Here is a 16,053-nt window from a genome sequence, read left to right on the forward strand (position 1 = left end):
ATTGTTGCCGGGTTAAGCGGCCTGATACGTATCCTTGCCGTCTTCTTTTGCCTCATACATGGCTTTGTCGGCGCGGCTGAAAAGTGCATTTATAGAGTCATCACTGCGTAAGAGCGAACCCCCAATACTGCAGGTTACCTTGTGCCGGCTGAGCAATGGGTGCTTGTGCATAGCCCGGTGAATACGTCTGGCAATTGCCGATAATTCCCGCTCTGACTTTACATCCACTAAACAACAAAATTCGTCGCCACCAAACCGATAGGCTTCTTCGTGCCCACGAATTGACTCACCAACAATGCGCGCGGCCGTCAGCAAGACTTCATCGCCCTGTTGATGGCCATGCTTATCGTTGACCTGCTTAAAGTTGTCTAAATCGACCACCAATAAACCAAACATCTCGCCGCTCCGGGCATGGCGGTTAATTAAGCGCTGCGCCGCATCATTAAAGCCATTGCGGTTGCCCAGTCCGGTGAGCGGGTCTTTGGTAGCCATAAGGCGCATCCGTCGAAATTCTAAGGCATGCATCAGGGGTTTGGTAAACAACTGGTGAAGAGAGCCGAGTATGCGTCGCAGGTTAGGTGACAGTGGCTCATCGAAATAATAGCGAATAAATGCCGCATGTTTACCAAAGTCCAGGCTACAGGCAGGCACCTGCATGGTAACAGATACATCACCCTGGCAATTCTCTATTTTTAAAGACGGGTCCAATTCTGACATGTCGATACCGGTTAACGGTAAGAACTTGTCTAACTGCGAAAAATACAGCGAGGCTAATGTGGCAAGATCAATGGTTGATGTCAGTTGATTCAATACCACGTTAATCTGTTCACTACTAAGCAACTCAGACTCAACCGTAGTGAGAAAACTACTTTCTACCGTTATATTGTCATGCTGAAAAATTGAAATATCCAAAGTTGCCCCTGTCTTCATATTACGAGTTAGCATCCACGAATTGCTGACAAAAAAATGTCGTTTATTGGCAAAATGTGTGCTTTGATTACACTTACTGAATGAATTTGCAAAACACATGCCTAAGTTGCGTTGGGGGGTCAAGTGTTAGAAAACGGCTTTATTCAAATTGTTGTGTTGATGTTGATAGCGGTTGTCAGCGTAGCAGTGTTTAAACGTATTCATTTGCCGCCTGTACTCGCTTATTTATTTGCCGGCGTTGTGGCCGGGCCCAGTGGTATCGTGCTTTTCAGCCATCCCGAAGACATGCACCTGACCGCTGAAGTTGGCATTGTCTTTTTACTTTTTTCCCTTGGTCTGGAGTTTTCTTTTCCCAAATTACTGGCGATGAGATCGCTGGTGTTTGGTGCCGGCTTAATGCAAATGATGTTAACAACCGTACTGGGCTGTGCCGTGGTGTGGCTGTTATTTGATACATCTGTGGCGGCAGCCATCGTGATTGGCGGAATGTTGGCACTAAGTTCTACCGCCATCGTAATCAAGCAAGTCACGGAAATGGGCATACTCAATAACGTCAGAACCCAACTGGCGGTGAGTATTTTACTGTTTCAGGATCTGGCCGTGGTGCCTTTCTTAATCGTGATCCCTTTATTATCCGGTCAGGATCAAACCAGCCTTGCTATGGCGCTGACACTGGCTTTGATAAAAGGCGTGGTGGTGGTGGCCGTGTTGATGTCGGCAGGAAAATGGCTGCTACCCTGGGTGTTCAGGGAGGTGGCCCGCACCAGAACCGATGAACTCTTTGTGCTGACGACCATTTTGGTGGCGCTGCTGGCCGGGGGGCTGACCTATGCCTTCGGTTTATCAATGGCACTTGGCGCCTTTTTAGCCGGTATGATGCTCGGTGAGAGTCAGTATAAATATCAGCTCGAAGCGGATATAAGGCCTTTTCGCGATATTCTGATGGGCTTATTCTTTGTTACCGTGGGGATGCAACTCGATCTTGATGTACTGATGGATTACGGTCACTGGATTGTGCTGGGTGTCTTCATTTTGATGGCAATCAAAGTCATTCTGGTCAGGGTTGCTGCCAGCATGTTTTCTATTTCTTCGGTGGATGGCTGGTCCGCCGGCCTTAAATTATGCCAGGTAGGGGAATTCAGTTTCGTTATTGCATCGTTAGCCAGTAGCCACTCAGTGATTACCGCTACGCAGTCCTCGATACTGATTTCGATGGGCGTTATTAGCATGGCGCTCACGCCCTGGCTGGTTGAGCATAGCCTGGAACTGGCGCATAAATTCAGCGCTAAAGATAGCATCATAGAGCCTGAGGTCGCTGTTGTTGATGTGGCAGACGTGCGCGAACATGTGATCATTTGTGGCTTTGGTCGGGTTGGGCAGTCGGTGGCCAGAATGCTGAAAATGGAAAACGTGCCTTACCTGGTCATTGATGTTGATCCGATCCGGGTTTATGAAAGCCGCAGTGCCGGCGAACAGGTGATATATGGTGACGCAACCCAAAAAGACCTGCTCCACAGCGCAAGAATAGACGATGCCAGGCTAGTGCTGATTACTTTTGCCGAAGCAGATAAGGCAAAGCAGGTGATCAATGCGGCAAAACAACTCAAACCCAACGCCGAAATTATGGTCAGGACACCGCGCGATGCCGATCTCGAAGATTTATATAATGCCGGGGCGACTCAGGTAGTGCCAGAGCTGCAGGAAGGGAGTCTGATGTTAATTTCGCAGGTAATGCATTGTGCGGGTATTCCCATGTCGCGTATTCTCAAAAGAGTGCGGCAGGAGCGTAAAGGCCGCTATGATCACTTACACGGCTTTTATCCCGGTGAAACCACTGAAATCAGTTATAACACGGCCGACAAGTTAGAGTTTATTCATGCTATCGCACTGGGTACCGACGCTTTCGCTACCGGCAAAACGCTACAGGAATTAGCAGCGATACATAATAAAGTAAAAATAAAGTCTATTCGTCGTAACGGTGAAGACTGTAAGGTCGAGGATTGGCAAGGTGAGTTGCTTGCCGGTGATGTGTTGGTGATAGCGGGTAAGCCGCGTCGTATTGAGCGTGCCGAACGTTATTTACTGGAAGGGTTTGTGACGCGTCGCCAGTCATAGTTACCGGCGCAGCGCCAATCGTGTCTGTGTGCGTTACCAGCAGACAATTAATAAAGCTGCAGCGCCATTATCACTAGGCAACCCTGTCATCTTCCAAATCCTTAAACTGCTTTTTTAAATCGTAACTGGGATCGGTAACAATTTTTTCCAGTGTCACAATCCGCGCCTTGAGCGCTTCAACTTGTTTCTCAAGTTCGTCAGTTCTGGCATTTGTTGCCGGATCGTCTTTTTTGGCTTTGTGCTTTGCTGTTGACATTATTGTGCCTGCAACAATCGCGACCATTACCACCATAGCAGTCCAAAAACCCATAATATTTTCCCTTCGGTTTGACAGTTTCGTATAATTACATGAGGAAGCGGTATCGACTGCGATAATGGTATGTTCAGTCGTTACCGATTCAGTATGACAAATAGTATAGCAAGTTGTCAGCCAAATTATTTAAAGTATTAAAAAACAAATAGTTACGCGTGTTTGATGACAGTTCACAAAATTGCTATTCGCGCTTCTGACGACATTATTAGGTTTTTTAACCAATGAATGAGCAAAATAGTCAAGACGAGTTCTGGATGCGCCATGCCTTAGCGTTGGCCCAAAAAGCAGAACAAATGAACGAAATCCCCGTCGGCGCAGTGATAGTGAGTGATGATACGATTATCGGTGAGGGCTGGAATACACCCATTACAGATCACGATCCTTCGGCACATGCAGAGATGAAGGCGCTCAGGCTGGCGGCCCGACAGCGGGAGAATTACCGGGTCATCGATGCGACCCTGTATGTCACGCTGGAGCCGTGCCCGATGTGCGCCGGGGCGCTCGTGCATGGCCGCATTACTCGGTTGGTGTTTGGTGCGTTTGATGAAAAAACCGGTGCTGCGGGCAGCGTTATGCAACTCTGTCGCCACGAGGCGCTTAATCATCAGATTGAGGTAACGGGCGGTGTACTGGCAGAGTCTTGTGGCGCTGTTATTTCAAATTTTTTTAAACGGCGGCGTGCAGAAAAAAAGCAGCTAAAGCGCGGGATTAGTTAGCTTTGGCGGTGTTAATGATATCAAAATTCAGAAACTGACGACGGCGCTGAAATATTTTCTGGCTGGTTTTACGCATCATAGTGCGTCTGCGATTTGTGTTTTTCATAATAAACCTCTTTATTATTAGATGGTTGAATTAAATAAAAGACTCAACCCCTGGTTGATTGTTTATACTCTAACGTCCTTATATGAAGGTGATGTGACAAAAGATCAAGTCGCTTTCAGGTAATTAACGTGCGTTATCGGCTTGTTCGCCGCTATTCATAACCTGCAGGCTGTCGGCAAAGAGCCTCACGGTATCGACAAACTGCAGTGTTTGTTTGCCGTTGGTATAGCCATACTGTGACTGGTGATAATAGGCAGGCAATGACAGCCTGGATAGTTGTTGCTTAATGTTTATCCACAAATCAGGGTTTGAACCGGCCTGCATTGTCAGCTGTCTGGCGTCTTCAATATGCGCAAGTCCACAGTGATATGCTGCAATCAGTAGCCAGTCTCTGTCGACACCGGTGATTCGCGCCGGTAACTGCTGATTGAGTTCTTCGAGTTGCCGGTTGATGACGGTAATGCGCTGCTGCCTTTGCGGCCCTGTTTCAGCGCTCGTGAGTGTTTTATCGTTACGCCATTGAGACTCAATATAGTCGATAGCGACGATTACCTGCCAGGGCAACACGGTTGTCTCATGCTTAAACTCCTCGTGTAGGTGTGACAGTTTATTTTCAACCGCCATAACAAAATCACTGACACTGCTGCTATCAGGTTTGTGTGGTTCGTGTTGGCTGGTGTCTGGCTTATTACTGATAGCGTAATGCTGACGGTTTAAGTGAGTGTATTCAAATAGACTGCTGCGCAACGCCACATCCTGTGGCAGCAGTAACCAACGCTTAGTCATTGTTACCGTGCCCGAGGGCGCAGTCTCGCTTGCCGTGTCAGGTAAAGGCGTCGTTGTTAACGTTGGATAGTCCTTCGATACTTCATTGAAAAAAGCTTTTGGTAGTAGTGTGCACTCACTTTTATTGTTGGTAATGGCATCCAGCAACGCCGGAGTATCCACCATGCTGCTGCTATGCCAGTCAAGTTGGGTGGTGGCCCGGGCCGTTGGCACCAAAGCCTGTTTTATCAGCCGTTGTTGCGGCGGAGCATTCAAACAGCCTTTTTGACTGTCGCGCCGATGAACGATCGCTAAAGGAGACGAAAAAAACGCCGGGCCCGCAACTACCGCCTCATCATCGGCGAGGCCGCTGAAACGGGGCGCAGCAATATGGATCCTGCCTTGCGCGAGTGCCTGCATAAGCGCCTGCTCGGTGTAAAACGGCACAATGGTTAGCTTAACACCTAAATAATCGGCAAACCCCCTGGCCAGTGATGCATCAGTACCGGCATGGCCGCTTTTTAAAAACCGATGATGGTGTTCGTCATTAATCACACCGACATTCAGGGCCGCGCTGTCTATAATAGAGTGAAGATCGGCGTGAACGTGAAAACATACAGTGAGCATTAGCAGGGCGCTACAACGCAACATGTAAGGGCGCAGCACAGATAAAATTACAAAAAAATAGTTACGCATTATTATTCTTATGGTTAGTGATGATTTTGTTGTAAACAGCTTCTGACACCAAATGGCATAACAGACGACTTACTGGCTAAAAAAAGTTTCAGTTGAATACCCCTGACAGGTTATCAAGGCGTCGCTTTTCCACTATAATCCGCGCCACACAAGTTCACAACCAGGACTGACAGTTGAGCAACGAATTGAAACTGGCAGTTCTCACAATTTAGGTAGCATACTATGTTGGTCCTTCGTGGCGCTCCTGCGTTATCTGACTTTCGCGCAGCTAAGTTAATTCAGCGATTACAGCAATCTGGCATCGAGGTAAAACGTCTCTACAGTGAGTTCGTACATTTGGTCGATACCGACGCAACGCTGACCGAAGCACAGCAAGGTGTGCTGGCTAAGCTGTTAACTTACGGTCCCAAGCAGTCGCAAGAAGCGGTCAACGGTGAGTGTTTCTTTGTCACCCCACGTCCGGGCACGATCTCGCCGTGGTCAAGTAAAGCGACCAATATTGCCCATAACTGTGGCCTGAACGTGATTCAACGCATAGAGCGCGGTTGTGCTTATTATGTGGAAACCGCTGCAACGCTGACGGATGCGCAGCGCGCTCAGATTGCCGCGGTATTGCACGATCGTATGACCGAGAGTGTATTTTCAGCGCCTCAGGCTGCCAGCGTATTGTTTGAAAAACACCAGCCACGCGAATTTACCTCTGTCGACATCATCGGACTGGGGAAAGAAGCATTAGTTAACGCTAACCAAAAACTGGGTCTGGCCCTGGCCGACGACGAAATCGATTATCTGTACGACAATTTTAGTAAATTGGGCCGTAATCCCAACGATATTGAATTGTACATGTTTGCCCAGGCTAACTCTGAGCATTGTCGGCATAAAATCTTCAACGCTGACTGGACCATCGATGGTGAGGTGCAGCCTAAGTCACTCTTTAAAATGATTAAAAATACGTATGAGCTGCATCCTGAATACGTGTTTTCCGCTTATAAAGATAATGCAGCGGTAATGGAAGGCTGGCAGGCGGGGCGTTTCTTCCCGGAGCCGCAGTCTCACGAATACACCTATCATCACGAAGATATAGCCATCTTAATGAAGGTAGAAACCCACAATCATCCAACGGCCATCTCACCGTTTCCGGGCGCAGCCACGGGCTCTGGTGGTGAAATTCGCGACGAAGGTGCCACTGGCCGCGGTTCCAAGCCAAAAGCTGGTTTGGTCGGGTTTACGGTATCTAACCTCAAGTTGCCCAATGCCGTCCGGCCGTGGGAAATTGACTATGGTAAGCCGGCGCGTATCGTCAGTGCGCTGGATATTATGATTGAGGGGCCATTAGGCGGCGCAGCCTTTAACAACGAGTTTGGCCGGCCTAATCTGCTCGGTTATTTTCGAACCTATGAGCAGGAAGTCAGCAGTTTTAATGGTACCGAAATTCGCGGTTACCATAAGCCGATTATGCTTGCCGGCGGGTTAGGCAACATCCGCCTGAACCAGGTCGAAAAAGGCGAAATTACCGTAGGTGCTAAATTAGTCGTGCTGGGTGGCCCGGCGATGAATATCGGCTTAGGCGGCGGTGCAGCCTCTTCTATGGCGTCTGGTCAGTCGAGTGAAGATTTGGACTTTGCGTCGGTTCAACGGGATAACCCGGAAATGGAACGCCGTTGTCAGGAAGTCATAGATGCATGTTGGCAACTTGGCGAAGACAACCCCATTCAGTTTATTCATGATGTGGGGGCTGGTGGCCTTTCTAATGCCATGCCGGAACTGGTTAACGACGGTGGTCGCGGCGGCCGCTTTGAACTGCGAAATGTTCTCAGCGACGAGCCAGGTATGTCACCGCTGGAGATTTGGTGTAACGAATCCCAGGAACGTTATGTCATGTCGGTTGCGCCGGAAAAACTGGCCGTATTTGAAGCCATTTGTCGTCGTGAACGCGCGCCTTTTGCCGTGATTGGTGAGGCCACAGAAGAGCAGCATTTATTACTGAACGATGCCCATTTCGACAATCAGCCTATCGATCTGCCGTTGGAAGTGTTACTCGGTAAAGCACCCAGGATGCACCGTGATGTAAGCCGTGCACAGCATGCCTCTAGCGAACTCGATGATACTGATATTACCCTGGCAGACGCCGCTGAACGTTTGCTCAGGTTGCCAGCGATTGCAGAGAAAACATTCCTTATCACCATTGGTGATCGCAGCGTTACCGGATTGGTAAGTCGCGATCAAATGGTTGGCCCCTGGCAGATCCCCGTCGCTGATGTGGCGGTCACGGCATCGGCATTTGATACCTATCATGGCGAGGCGATGGCACTGGGTGAACGTACCCCGGTGGCACTGCTTGATTATGCTGCGTCAGCGCGTTTGGCGGTGGGTGAGTCGATTACCAATATCGCGGCCGCCCATATTGGCGATATCAAACGCATTAAACTGTCGGCAAACTGGATGGCTGCGGCTGGTCACCCCGGTGAAGATGCCGGTTTATATGAAGCAGTAAAAGCCGTTGGTGAAGAGTTTTGTCCGGCGTTGGGATTAACGATCCCGGTAGGTAAAGACTCTATGTCTATGAAAACGGCCTGGCAGGAAAACGGCGAAGACAAAGCCGTTACATCACCACTGTCCCTGGTCATTACCGCATTCGGAGCCGTTACTGATATTCGCAAAACAGTAACCCCGGAGTTACGCACCGATAAAGGCGATACAACGCTACTACTGATTGATTTAGGGTTGGGTAAAAATCGTCTCGGCGCGAGCTGCCTGGCGCAGGTTTACAACCAGTTAGGTAAAACGCCGGTTGACTTAGACAAGCCGGAACTGTTGCTGAATTTCTTTAACGCCACGCAGGCGTTACTGGCCGATAATAAGATACTTGCTTACCATGACCGTTCAGACGGTGGTCTGTTTGTCACGGTTGCAGAAATGGCTTTTGCCGGTAAAACCGGTGTCAGTGTTGCACTGGATTCACTGGGTGCTGACGATGTAGCGGCGCTCTTCAGTGAAGAACTCGGCGCTGTCATTCAGGTTCGAAGCAACGAGCTTGATGAAGTTAAGGCATTACTGGCCAGTCACGGGCTGGGTGATGAGTGCGTGCATAATATCGGTGGATTAAACAGCAGCGATACCATTGAGTTTACCCGTGATGGTAGCGCGGTGCTCACTGAATCCCGTTCTGTATATCGCGGCATCTGGGCCGAAACCACCCACGCGATGCAGCGCTTGCGGGATAACCCACAATGCGCCGATGAAGAAAATAACGCCAAACAGGATGCGGCAGATCCGGGACTACACGCCAAACTCAGTTTCGATATTAACGATGACATTGCAGCGCCGTATATTGCTAAAGGTGTTAAACCTCGCGTGGCAATATTGCGTGAGCAGGGCGTGAATTCACATCTTGAAATGGCGGCTGCATTTACCCGTGCCGGGTTTACTGCCATTGATGTGCATATGAGTGATGTGTTGTCCGGCGCGGTAGAGTTGGATAACTTTGCTGGTTTAGCAGCCTGTGGCGGCTTTTCCTACGGTGACGTATTAGGTGCCGGTGAAGGCTGGGCCAAGTCCATTTTATTTAACCCACGGGCCCGTGATCAGTTTGAACGCTTCTTCCACCGCGACGATACCTTTAGTCTGGGCGTCTGTAACGGGTGTCAGATGTTGTCGAACCTAAAGAGCCTGATCCCCGGCACAGCGCACTGGCCACACTTTGTCACCAACCAGTCTGAACGGTTTGAAGCCCGGGTTGCAATGGTTGAAGTCGGCCAGTCTAATTCGGTACTACTGGCGGATATGGCCGGCTCAAGAATGCCGATTGCTGTTTCTCATGGTGAAGGACGTGCAGAATTTGCCAGCGACCAGGCCCTGGCGGCTATTCAAAACAATGTCGCGCTGCGGTATGTTAATAACTACGGCGAGATTGCCAGCCATTACCCGGCTAATCCGAATGGTTCGCCACAAGGCATTACCGGTCTGACGACTGACGATGGCCGCTGTACTATTATGATGCCGCACCCTGAACGGGTATTCCGTGCAGTGGCAAATTCGTGGCGCGCTGATGACTGGCAGGAAGATTCCCCCTGGATGCGAATTTTCCGTAACGCACGGCGTTTTGTTGGATAATTTCAGAAAAATGACAGCAAGGCGTCAAAAATTTGTCTGGACGCCTTGCAAGCGCTCTACAGGTGCTTTACAGTAGGTAAATCAGTAAGGAATGCTGTTTGGTTACAGGGACTTGTAGGGGTAGGGTAGGATCGCTATGCGATTGCATTAGTGGTCATGAAATAATAAGAGACGAATATGAATCGTTCTTCAAAAGGCTTCGGCTTAGCCGGTGTAGCTATTGCAGTGTTGCTAATGATTGCAACGGCAGCATTCAGTACTTCAGCCCAATCAGCCGAGACATCTGCTCAAGCAGAACTAATCAATTCTAAATAAAAGTAATAAAATCAATAATTAACGATAACCATGTCAATGTTGGCAGGTTATCGTTTTGCCTGTTTTTCGCGATTTATCAACTTTTGGTTCGGGTGCTTTTTAAGCAAAACATAGGTGGCACCGAGCCCACCATGTAAAGGTTGCGCGGTATGAAACGCAATAACAGTTTTAAGCTGTGGCAACCAGTGATTTACGTAAGATTTCTTCAAAGCGGGGAACGGCTGGCTGTGTTCTCCTTTGCCATGTTGGAGCAGTAACATTCTGATCCCACGTTCATGCGCGGCAATAATTTTGTGATAAAGCGTTTGACTCGACTCGCGCAACGATAAACCAGCCAGTGAAATTTTCTGCTCAATGGGGTACTTCCCCTGACGCATGTTCTTATACACACCATCTTGTATACCTGCCTGTTTATATTCAAGAAAGTCATCCGGCCTTACGGGAATGACATTGTCGAATGTCAGCGGGCTGTCGGTGGGTTGTTGGGCCAGTAAGGCTTCTCGGCGCGACTGCTTCTCCAGCGCTTGTTGGGTACGTTGTAAAGGGACACGGTCATCAGCCTTGAGCGGCTTGACGTCACCGAGCTCGTGCAGAAAATCCTGGAAATCGTCGTGTTGCTCATGGTCTTGATCATCTTGTCGCATCACTCACCCCCAAAATCCCAATGTGCTGTTGCCTTATCATACGGCGAACTGGCATTAAAGTTCATTTGCTGCGTGGCGTCCCCACCAGGAGTCGAACCTAGATCTAAGCCTTAGGAGGGCCTTGTTTTATCCATTAAACTATAGGGACAGGACGCGTGCCGAATCGCAGCATCCTGCCCATTATAGATAGACAAGAAAAAATCGAAAGCTTTAACGCTTGGCGACGAAGTCGTTTGGTTGAATATTACCCAGAAAACGGTCGTCTTTGGCCTTCACCCGCGCGTTATCGGCATAAGCTTCAATGACTTCGACTTCAACCGGATATAGATGGTACTGAATAAACTTTTCGCCCCGGTAGTCGGTGACTTCCTGAACCTGATAGACAGAAAGGGCGTCACCCGTTTGTAAACCGTGCTGTCGGCCTAATGACACATTCAGTTCGTTGCCAGCACTAATACTGATGACATGGCCGGTGGCGGGCACACAGGCCAGTGTGGTATCAACATCGCTTTGCAACTGCTGAAGCTGTTGTTGAAGTGCTTTACCGTAAGCGCTGCGCCAAAACTGACTCGACGATGCGTCGATTTGCGCATAGCGGTCAAATTCCCATTCAGACTCGGTTTCGTAGCTTTTTTGCAATAGTGGTGCGCCATTAATACCATCAATCAGCTCTACGCTGAGGCGAAAACTGCGGGTGGCGGTATTGTCCTGCCAAAATGCCAGTGCGCTATTGTCGGGACGGTGAACACTTAAATCTTCAATAACGCCGGTGAGTACAAACTGGGTTTTGGTTTGCGTTGCCAGCGCGGTTGCCTGATTACGTACCTGGCGGGACTGCCAGTGCACCGTGTAGGGTTCGATACTGCTGATCACTGCGTGCTGAGCTGAACGGTCGAACTCGCGTTTAAGCTGGCCACTAAGTAATCTGCCAAGCTCCTGAATCTGGCCGTCCTGGGCGTGTTGACGTTCAAGCAAAGGAAAATAACTGGTCGCAATAGTTTTGCTGTAATTTTCAGCCGAACACTGTTGTTGGGCAGGAAAAATGTCAGCTCTGATTTTTACGGTAACGACATCGTTGTGCCAGTTTTCCGATATAAGCTCTAACTGCTGAACTTCACCACTGGCAGTCACTTCCATATGGTCGTTGTTAAGTAAGCCGTTAGTTAATTTTTGTACGCTGCGAACTGACGCGCCTGCAAATAGCATGGCCTGTCTGAGCGCCTCTTCGGTAGCCTGCTGTCTGGCTTTTACCTTGTCACCGTTTAATACCACTGACTGGCCCTGGGTTTCATACCAGACGGCATGAGATTGCCCTGACAGGCAAACTAACAGGCAGATCACCGCCGATTTTAGCGTCGTTGTTTGTTGTAAAGCGTTGCTCAGCATTTTCATCGGCTTGTAACTCATTAGCGTAGGCTTGTTAAGATTCGCGCAATCAAACTCTGGCATGGCGAGTGCGTGTCAGGCACTGTATCCCGCTAACGTGGGGATAACCTCATTTTACTGCTGTTTTGATTCGTCGAACGGGTTATTTCCAGTCTTTTGCACAGATAACACTGTTGATGTGCTTCTGCATATCGTCATATTTGTTTAGCATATTTCGTTCCGCTTTGTGCGTATTGACGCTACATGTCTTGCTGATGGTGTCGTTGTGACGCAATTGCAGGCTGATTATGAGTCTTGTCGCGAATATTGCTGCTCGGGCATGGTTATTGCAGCCTTCGGCATGGAGTTTGCGAAGATATTGCTGTTTAGTGCTGAATAACAGCAATGAAAAGTGATTGCACCGTGTTCACAAACAATCACTGATGCGTTCATCACGAGATGAGTGATTGAGAGTCCGTGCGCCGTGTTATTGAGTTGCGTTTTTATGTGAATGGCAATCAATATAGCGTGTTGCGGCGATATGAGGAAGGTTAAAATGAAACTACATTTTTGGCAGATGGTGTTCGTATTGGCGTGTTTAAGCGTTACAGGGGGGTGCACCTCACTGTTTGAAAAGCACGTTGAGTGGGAAACGATAAAGCCCGAGTCTTATCCGGTATTAACGGCTGTCGGTTATGCGCCCATCGACTCTCAAAATGGTGCGTCAGACTCACAAAAGAACCTGATGGCCATGAAGGCGTCTAAACTTGATGCGTATCGGGAATTAGCTGAACAAGTCTATGGACAACGTATTAATGGTCAACAGTCACTGGCGAATATGGTGCTCAACAACACCCAGTTGCAGACCTCTGTAGAGGGCGTTATTCGTGGTGCTAGAGTAGTGAAGTCTTATCCGGTAGGGGAGGACACCTACGCTACTGAACTGTCGTTAGATATGGCAGAGGTTTACGATATTTATTTAGCCACCACACGTCCGCAACGCATCAAAACCGTCAACTACTACTAACCAATAACGTTAGATATGGTGTTAATCGACACCTCTCAGGGCAGTGATCGAACATGTTTTATCACTGCCTTGATGCCCTTGTTTGTGGCTCGCAGCGCCCGGCGTCAGTAAAATATCAATGCGTGCCCACGCTGGAACAAACGCGCTGCCGGGTCAATTATCACGCCGCCATAAAAATTGCGCCCGACCCTGGAATTTTTTTGACAGCGGGTAATTCGTTACTATTCTTAGATCGTTTCAGACGCGTATCGTTTTATAACGCCGCTATCTTCGGGAGACACTCATTACTATCTTCGGTAAAACGCCGCTGTTTACTGCCTTTTCAGTGACCTTGCTGGTCTTTTCGTCATTTGTCTGGGCGAAGGAAACACTCACATACGATGCCAGCGGCTCAGGCGCCTGGTATCCTTATTCTATTGTAAAGGATGATGGCACGGTGGAGGGAGTCTTACCTGATGTGGTGGACTATGTGCTCAATGCTGCCGGTCTTGAAGGCCAGCAAGTGAATTTTCCAGCTAAACGCACTCAACGCATATTTGATAGTGGCCTGATAGACTTTGACTTTACCAGCCCAGCCTGGTTACCGGCAGACAAAGATACAACAGGTTTCACGTTTTCTGATCCCATCATGCCGATCCGGGAGCATATTATCTATCTTAAAGGCACCACGCTGCCAAGCGGGATTTTAACCGAGCAACAGAGAAACAAGCCCAACATCGGAGTGGTTCGCGGCTACCTGTTTCATGATGAGCATATGTTCCATCGTGTAGACTTCAGATCGGAAAAAGAGATTGTTCAGGCACTGTTATTCAACCGCATTAGATGGGGAATTAGCGGCGATCTGACCGCGCTATACTGGGCCAGGGAACTTGGGGCTAAATTGACGTTAGGTCCTGTTCATTCCGATGCACAACTGCATATTCGAATACAAAAAGACAAAGCCTATTTGTTGCCAAGGATAAACGACGCTATCAGCATGCTAAAACAGTCGGGGAGGCTGCAACAAATATTGGATCGTTATAGCACCAAGGCTGTTGCTGAGCTGGCTCCCGATACCTCTGCAAAACACTAAGCCGCTATCTGGCGTCGGTTTAAGCTGGCTAACTAAGAGCTATTAAGGTTTGTCGGGTTTTTGGGGCTGGCTGCGCAGGTGCGTCAGCTACGCTATCGGTTCAATAAGTCTTTGAGGGCATCATAAAGTGAAAGTAAGCGTTACCGTGGAATAGAAAATATAATCTTGCAGCTATAGGTAGCGGCGGTTATCAGGCACTGACACCCTTGCCAGAGAATCCACCTTTCTTTTTACCGGCTTTATCGTAAGTGAGCGATTCTTTGGCGCGCACTTCCATCATCAGGTTGCGTAAATGACCCAGGCGCAGCTGGCCCTGTTCAACAGCAATTTGATTCACATCAGTACAGTACTGACATTCGCTGAGTAATTCTTTTGCCTGTGCAATTTGCTCTTCATAGGTTTCCGGCAGCGGGCCCTGTTGTTGCAATGCCAGTAACTGCGGATTAATCGCGTCGTCGATTTGCTGAATCGCTGTCAGTAATAACTCTTTTTCATTCAACAGTGTCATTAATGCTTCTGCATCGCGAGAACTAATCAGGTGCAGCTCTTTATCTAACATGCCTTTCAGCGATGTCAGGTTATTGACCTGTTGATCGAGTTGCTTACTTAGTGTGTTATCCATAGTTTCCACTTAGCGATACCGTGCCTTATCGGTCAGGACTTCATACCAAATATTTCAGACTCCAGTCGGGCGATTTTTTTCGCCAGTGACTGCGGGTCAACTTTATACTCACCGCTTTGAATCGCTTTTTTAAGCTTATCAACTTTTTCCTGATTGACCGGTACATCTGCGCTTTTCTTTTGAACCTGGTTCAATTGCTGCGCTGACTGTGTTAACGATACCGAATCCTGACGCGGGGCAGTACTCGCCTGCGCAGCTGATGCCGCTGCTTGCTGTGCCGCCGTCTGATTTGATTTAACCTGTTGCTGACTGTTGACCTTGTTGTTGTCAACTGGCGCTTTAGGTAAACCATTGTTTACATTATTAATTGCCATAGTTAAATTCCACTACCTTTTAAACCTCAGTAATTATATCGGCTATCGGTAGATTTTCTTTAGGCCTTAATGAGATTATTTTCAAACAAACTGCATCTATTTCCTTAGCAGATTATCACAGACTTACAACAACTTCCTGGGTACTGGCTACTTTTGCAATAATTGATTTATTAGAGCTACTGTTAACCACCTCGATCACATCGCCTATAACGCCGTCCTGGCGTGCGATCCCAGACGTTTTGACCTCCATTGTGCCAGCCTGTGCACTGATGGTTATTCTATCACCTTTGCAAATAAAGCATAGCATGTTGCTCTGCACTGGCTGCCCCTCTCGTACGCGATATTTAAGCCGCGCACCGGTGACATCTTCCAGGGTCGTAAAGGGAGTGTGACGTAAGCGTTTAATATCGACTTCTGCCAGTGTCAGATGATCGTCCGATAAAACAGTGTCAGGACTTATCATACTTGCTGTGACGACAATTGTGCGCGTGCGAGTGACTTTTGCGCTGGTGAATAAATACCAGTCGTTGCTGTCACAGCTGACCCTGACATTAAGATAACTCAAATGCAGTGTGGCGGGGTCGACGTCGTAACTAAACGGCACATTACACTCAGGTATGTTAATCCGGCTATCAACAGGTGTAACGTCGATGGTTAAATTGTCGCTTAAATCATTACTTTGGTCACCAGCAAGTTGTTGATTTAAAAAATCAGCTACACTTAGCGTCAGACGCTCTTGAGCGGTCATGGAGTTTTGTTGGGCAATCGAGTCAAAGTGAGCTAAGGTGATACCTGTAGTCAATATGAAAGCCAAACGTGTAGGCAATAGTAATGTTTTCAATATTTTCATGTTCAGATGTTGTCATTTTGACTATTATTA

General features: G+C 48.4%; 14 protein-coding genes and 1 tRNA gene. 6 read left to right on the forward strand and 9 right to left on the reverse strand.

From position 1 onward, the window contains the following. Nucleotides 1-12 precede the first annotated feature (12 nt). Nucleotides 13-912, reverse strand: a complete 900-nt coding sequence (locus OIK42_RS06530) for a GGDEF domain-containing protein (protein ID WP_273639253.1) — start codon at nucleotides 910-912, stop codon at nucleotides 13-15. Nucleotides 913-1,089: 177 nt separating this feature from the next. On the opposite strand from OIK42_RS06530, the gene OIK42_RS06535 reads away from it, so the two are divergent. Beyond that, on the forward strand, nucleotides 1,090-3,045 hold the full coding sequence (locus tag OIK42_RS06535; protein ID WP_273641420.1) for a cation:proton antiporter domain-containing protein: 1,956 nt from the start codon (nucleotides 1,090-1,092) through the stop codon (nucleotides 3,043-3,045). A 73-nt stretch (nucleotides 3,046-3,118) separates the two neighbouring features. Here OIK42_RS06535 and OIK42_RS06540 read toward each other — a convergent pair whose 3' ends face one another. Then, nucleotides 3,119-3,355, reverse strand: coding sequence for a hypothetical protein (locus OIK42_RS06540; RefSeq protein ID WP_273639255.1), 237 nt, complete (start codon nucleotides 3,353-3,355; stop codon nucleotides 3,119-3,121). Nucleotides 3,356-3,579: 224 nt separating this feature from the next. Between OIK42_RS06540 and tadA the strand changes: the two genes are divergently transcribed. After that, nucleotides 3,580-4,074: a tRNA adenosine(34) deaminase TadA gene (gene tadA / locus OIK42_RS06545; RefSeq protein ID WP_273639257.1), complete on the forward strand. Its 495-nt coding sequence runs from the start codon at nucleotides 3,580-3,582 to the stop codon at nucleotides 4,072-4,074. A 229-nt stretch (nucleotides 4,075-4,303) separates the two neighbouring features. On the opposite strand, the gene OIK42_RS06550 is transcribed toward tadA, so the two are convergent. Continuing rightward, the gene (locus tag OIK42_RS06550) at nucleotides 4,304-5,641 is read right to left on the reverse strand and encodes a transglycosylase SLT domain-containing protein (RefSeq protein WP_273639259.1); all 1,338 of its coding nucleotides are present in this window, start codon (nucleotides 5,639-5,641) and stop codon (nucleotides 4,304-4,306) included. Between the two features lie 222 nt (nucleotides 5,642-5,863). Here OIK42_RS06550 and purL point away from each other — a divergent pair, with 222 nt between their 5' ends. Together purL and OIK42_RS06560 are read left to right on the forward strand one after the other, a co-directional pair. Beyond that, nucleotides 5,864-9,754 carry a phosphoribosylformylglycinamidine synthase gene (gene purL / locus OIK42_RS06555; RefSeq protein WP_273639261.1) on the forward strand — a complete coding sequence of 1,297 codons (3,891 nt, stop codon included), beginning with the start codon at nucleotides 5,864-5,866 and terminating at the stop codon, nucleotides 9,752-9,754. A gap of 177 nt (nucleotides 9,755-9,931) precedes the next feature. After that, entirely contained in the window at nucleotides 9,932-10,069 is a 138-nt protein-coding gene (locus tag OIK42_RS06560; RefSeq protein ID WP_273639262.1) for a hypothetical protein, read from the forward strand. Between the two features lie 47 nt (nucleotides 10,070-10,116). On the opposite strand, the gene smrA is transcribed toward OIK42_RS06560, so the two are convergent. The 3 genes from smrA to OIK42_RS06575 all read right to left on the reverse strand — a co-directional run bounded on the left by smrA (nucleotide 10,117) and on the right by OIK42_RS06575 (nucleotide 12,120). Next, nucleotides 10,117-10,713 carry a DNA endonuclease SmrA gene (gene smrA / locus OIK42_RS06565; RefSeq protein ID WP_273639264.1) on the reverse strand — a complete coding sequence of 199 codons (597 nt, stop codon included), beginning with the start codon at nucleotides 10,711-10,713 and terminating at the stop codon, nucleotides 10,117-10,119. A 73-nt stretch (nucleotides 10,714-10,786) separates the two neighbouring features. Continuing rightward, nucleotides 10,787-10,861, reverse strand: a tRNA-Arg gene (locus OIK42_RS06570). A 62-nt stretch (nucleotides 10,862-10,923) separates the two neighbouring features. Next, nucleotides 10,924-12,120: a flagellar assembly protein T N-terminal domain-containing protein gene (locus tag OIK42_RS06575; RefSeq protein WP_273639266.1), complete on the reverse strand. Its 1,197-nt coding sequence runs from the start codon at nucleotides 12,118-12,120 to the stop codon at nucleotides 10,924-10,926. A 514-nt stretch (nucleotides 12,121-12,634) separates the two neighbouring features. On the opposite strand from OIK42_RS06575, the gene OIK42_RS06580 reads away from it, so the two are divergent. Together OIK42_RS06580 and OIK42_RS06585 are read left to right on the forward strand one after the other, a co-directional pair. After that, nucleotides 12,635-13,105: an LPP20 family lipoprotein gene (locus OIK42_RS06580; RefSeq protein WP_273639268.1), complete on the forward strand. Its 471-nt coding sequence runs from the start codon at nucleotides 12,635-12,637 to the stop codon at nucleotides 13,103-13,105. 325 nt (nucleotides 13,106-13,430) lie between these two features. Then, nucleotides 13,431-14,177, forward strand: a complete 747-nt coding sequence (locus tag OIK42_RS06585) for a substrate-binding periplasmic protein (RefSeq protein ID WP_273639269.1) — start codon at nucleotides 13,431-13,433, stop codon at nucleotides 14,175-14,177. A 190-nt stretch (nucleotides 14,178-14,367) separates the two neighbouring features. On the opposite strand, the gene flgN is transcribed toward OIK42_RS06585, so the two are convergent. The 3 genes from flgN to flgA form a co-directional block, all read right to left on the reverse strand. Further along, nucleotides 14,368-14,799, reverse strand: coding sequence for a flagellar export chaperone FlgN (gene flgN / locus OIK42_RS06590; protein WP_273639271.1), 432 nt, complete (start codon nucleotides 14,797-14,799; stop codon nucleotides 14,368-14,370). Nucleotides 14,800-14,831: 32 nt separating this feature from the next. Next, entirely contained in the window at nucleotides 14,832-15,173 is a 342-nt protein-coding gene (flgM, locus tag OIK42_RS06595; protein WP_273639274.1) for a flagellar biosynthesis anti-sigma factor FlgM, read from the reverse strand. A gap of 115 nt (nucleotides 15,174-15,288) precedes the next feature. Beyond that, nucleotides 15,289-15,975 carry a flagellar basal body P-ring formation chaperone FlgA gene (gene flgA / locus OIK42_RS06600; protein WP_273639276.1) on the reverse strand — a complete coding sequence of 229 codons (687 nt, stop codon included), beginning with the start codon at nucleotides 15,973-15,975 and terminating at the stop codon, nucleotides 15,289-15,291. Nucleotides 15,976-16,053: the final 78 nt, after the last annotated feature.

Source organism: Alteromonas gilva, from assembly GCF_028595265.1.
GTDB classification, from domain to species: Bacteria; Pseudomonadota; Gammaproteobacteria; order Enterobacterales; family Alteromonadaceae; genus Alteromonas; species Alteromonas gilva.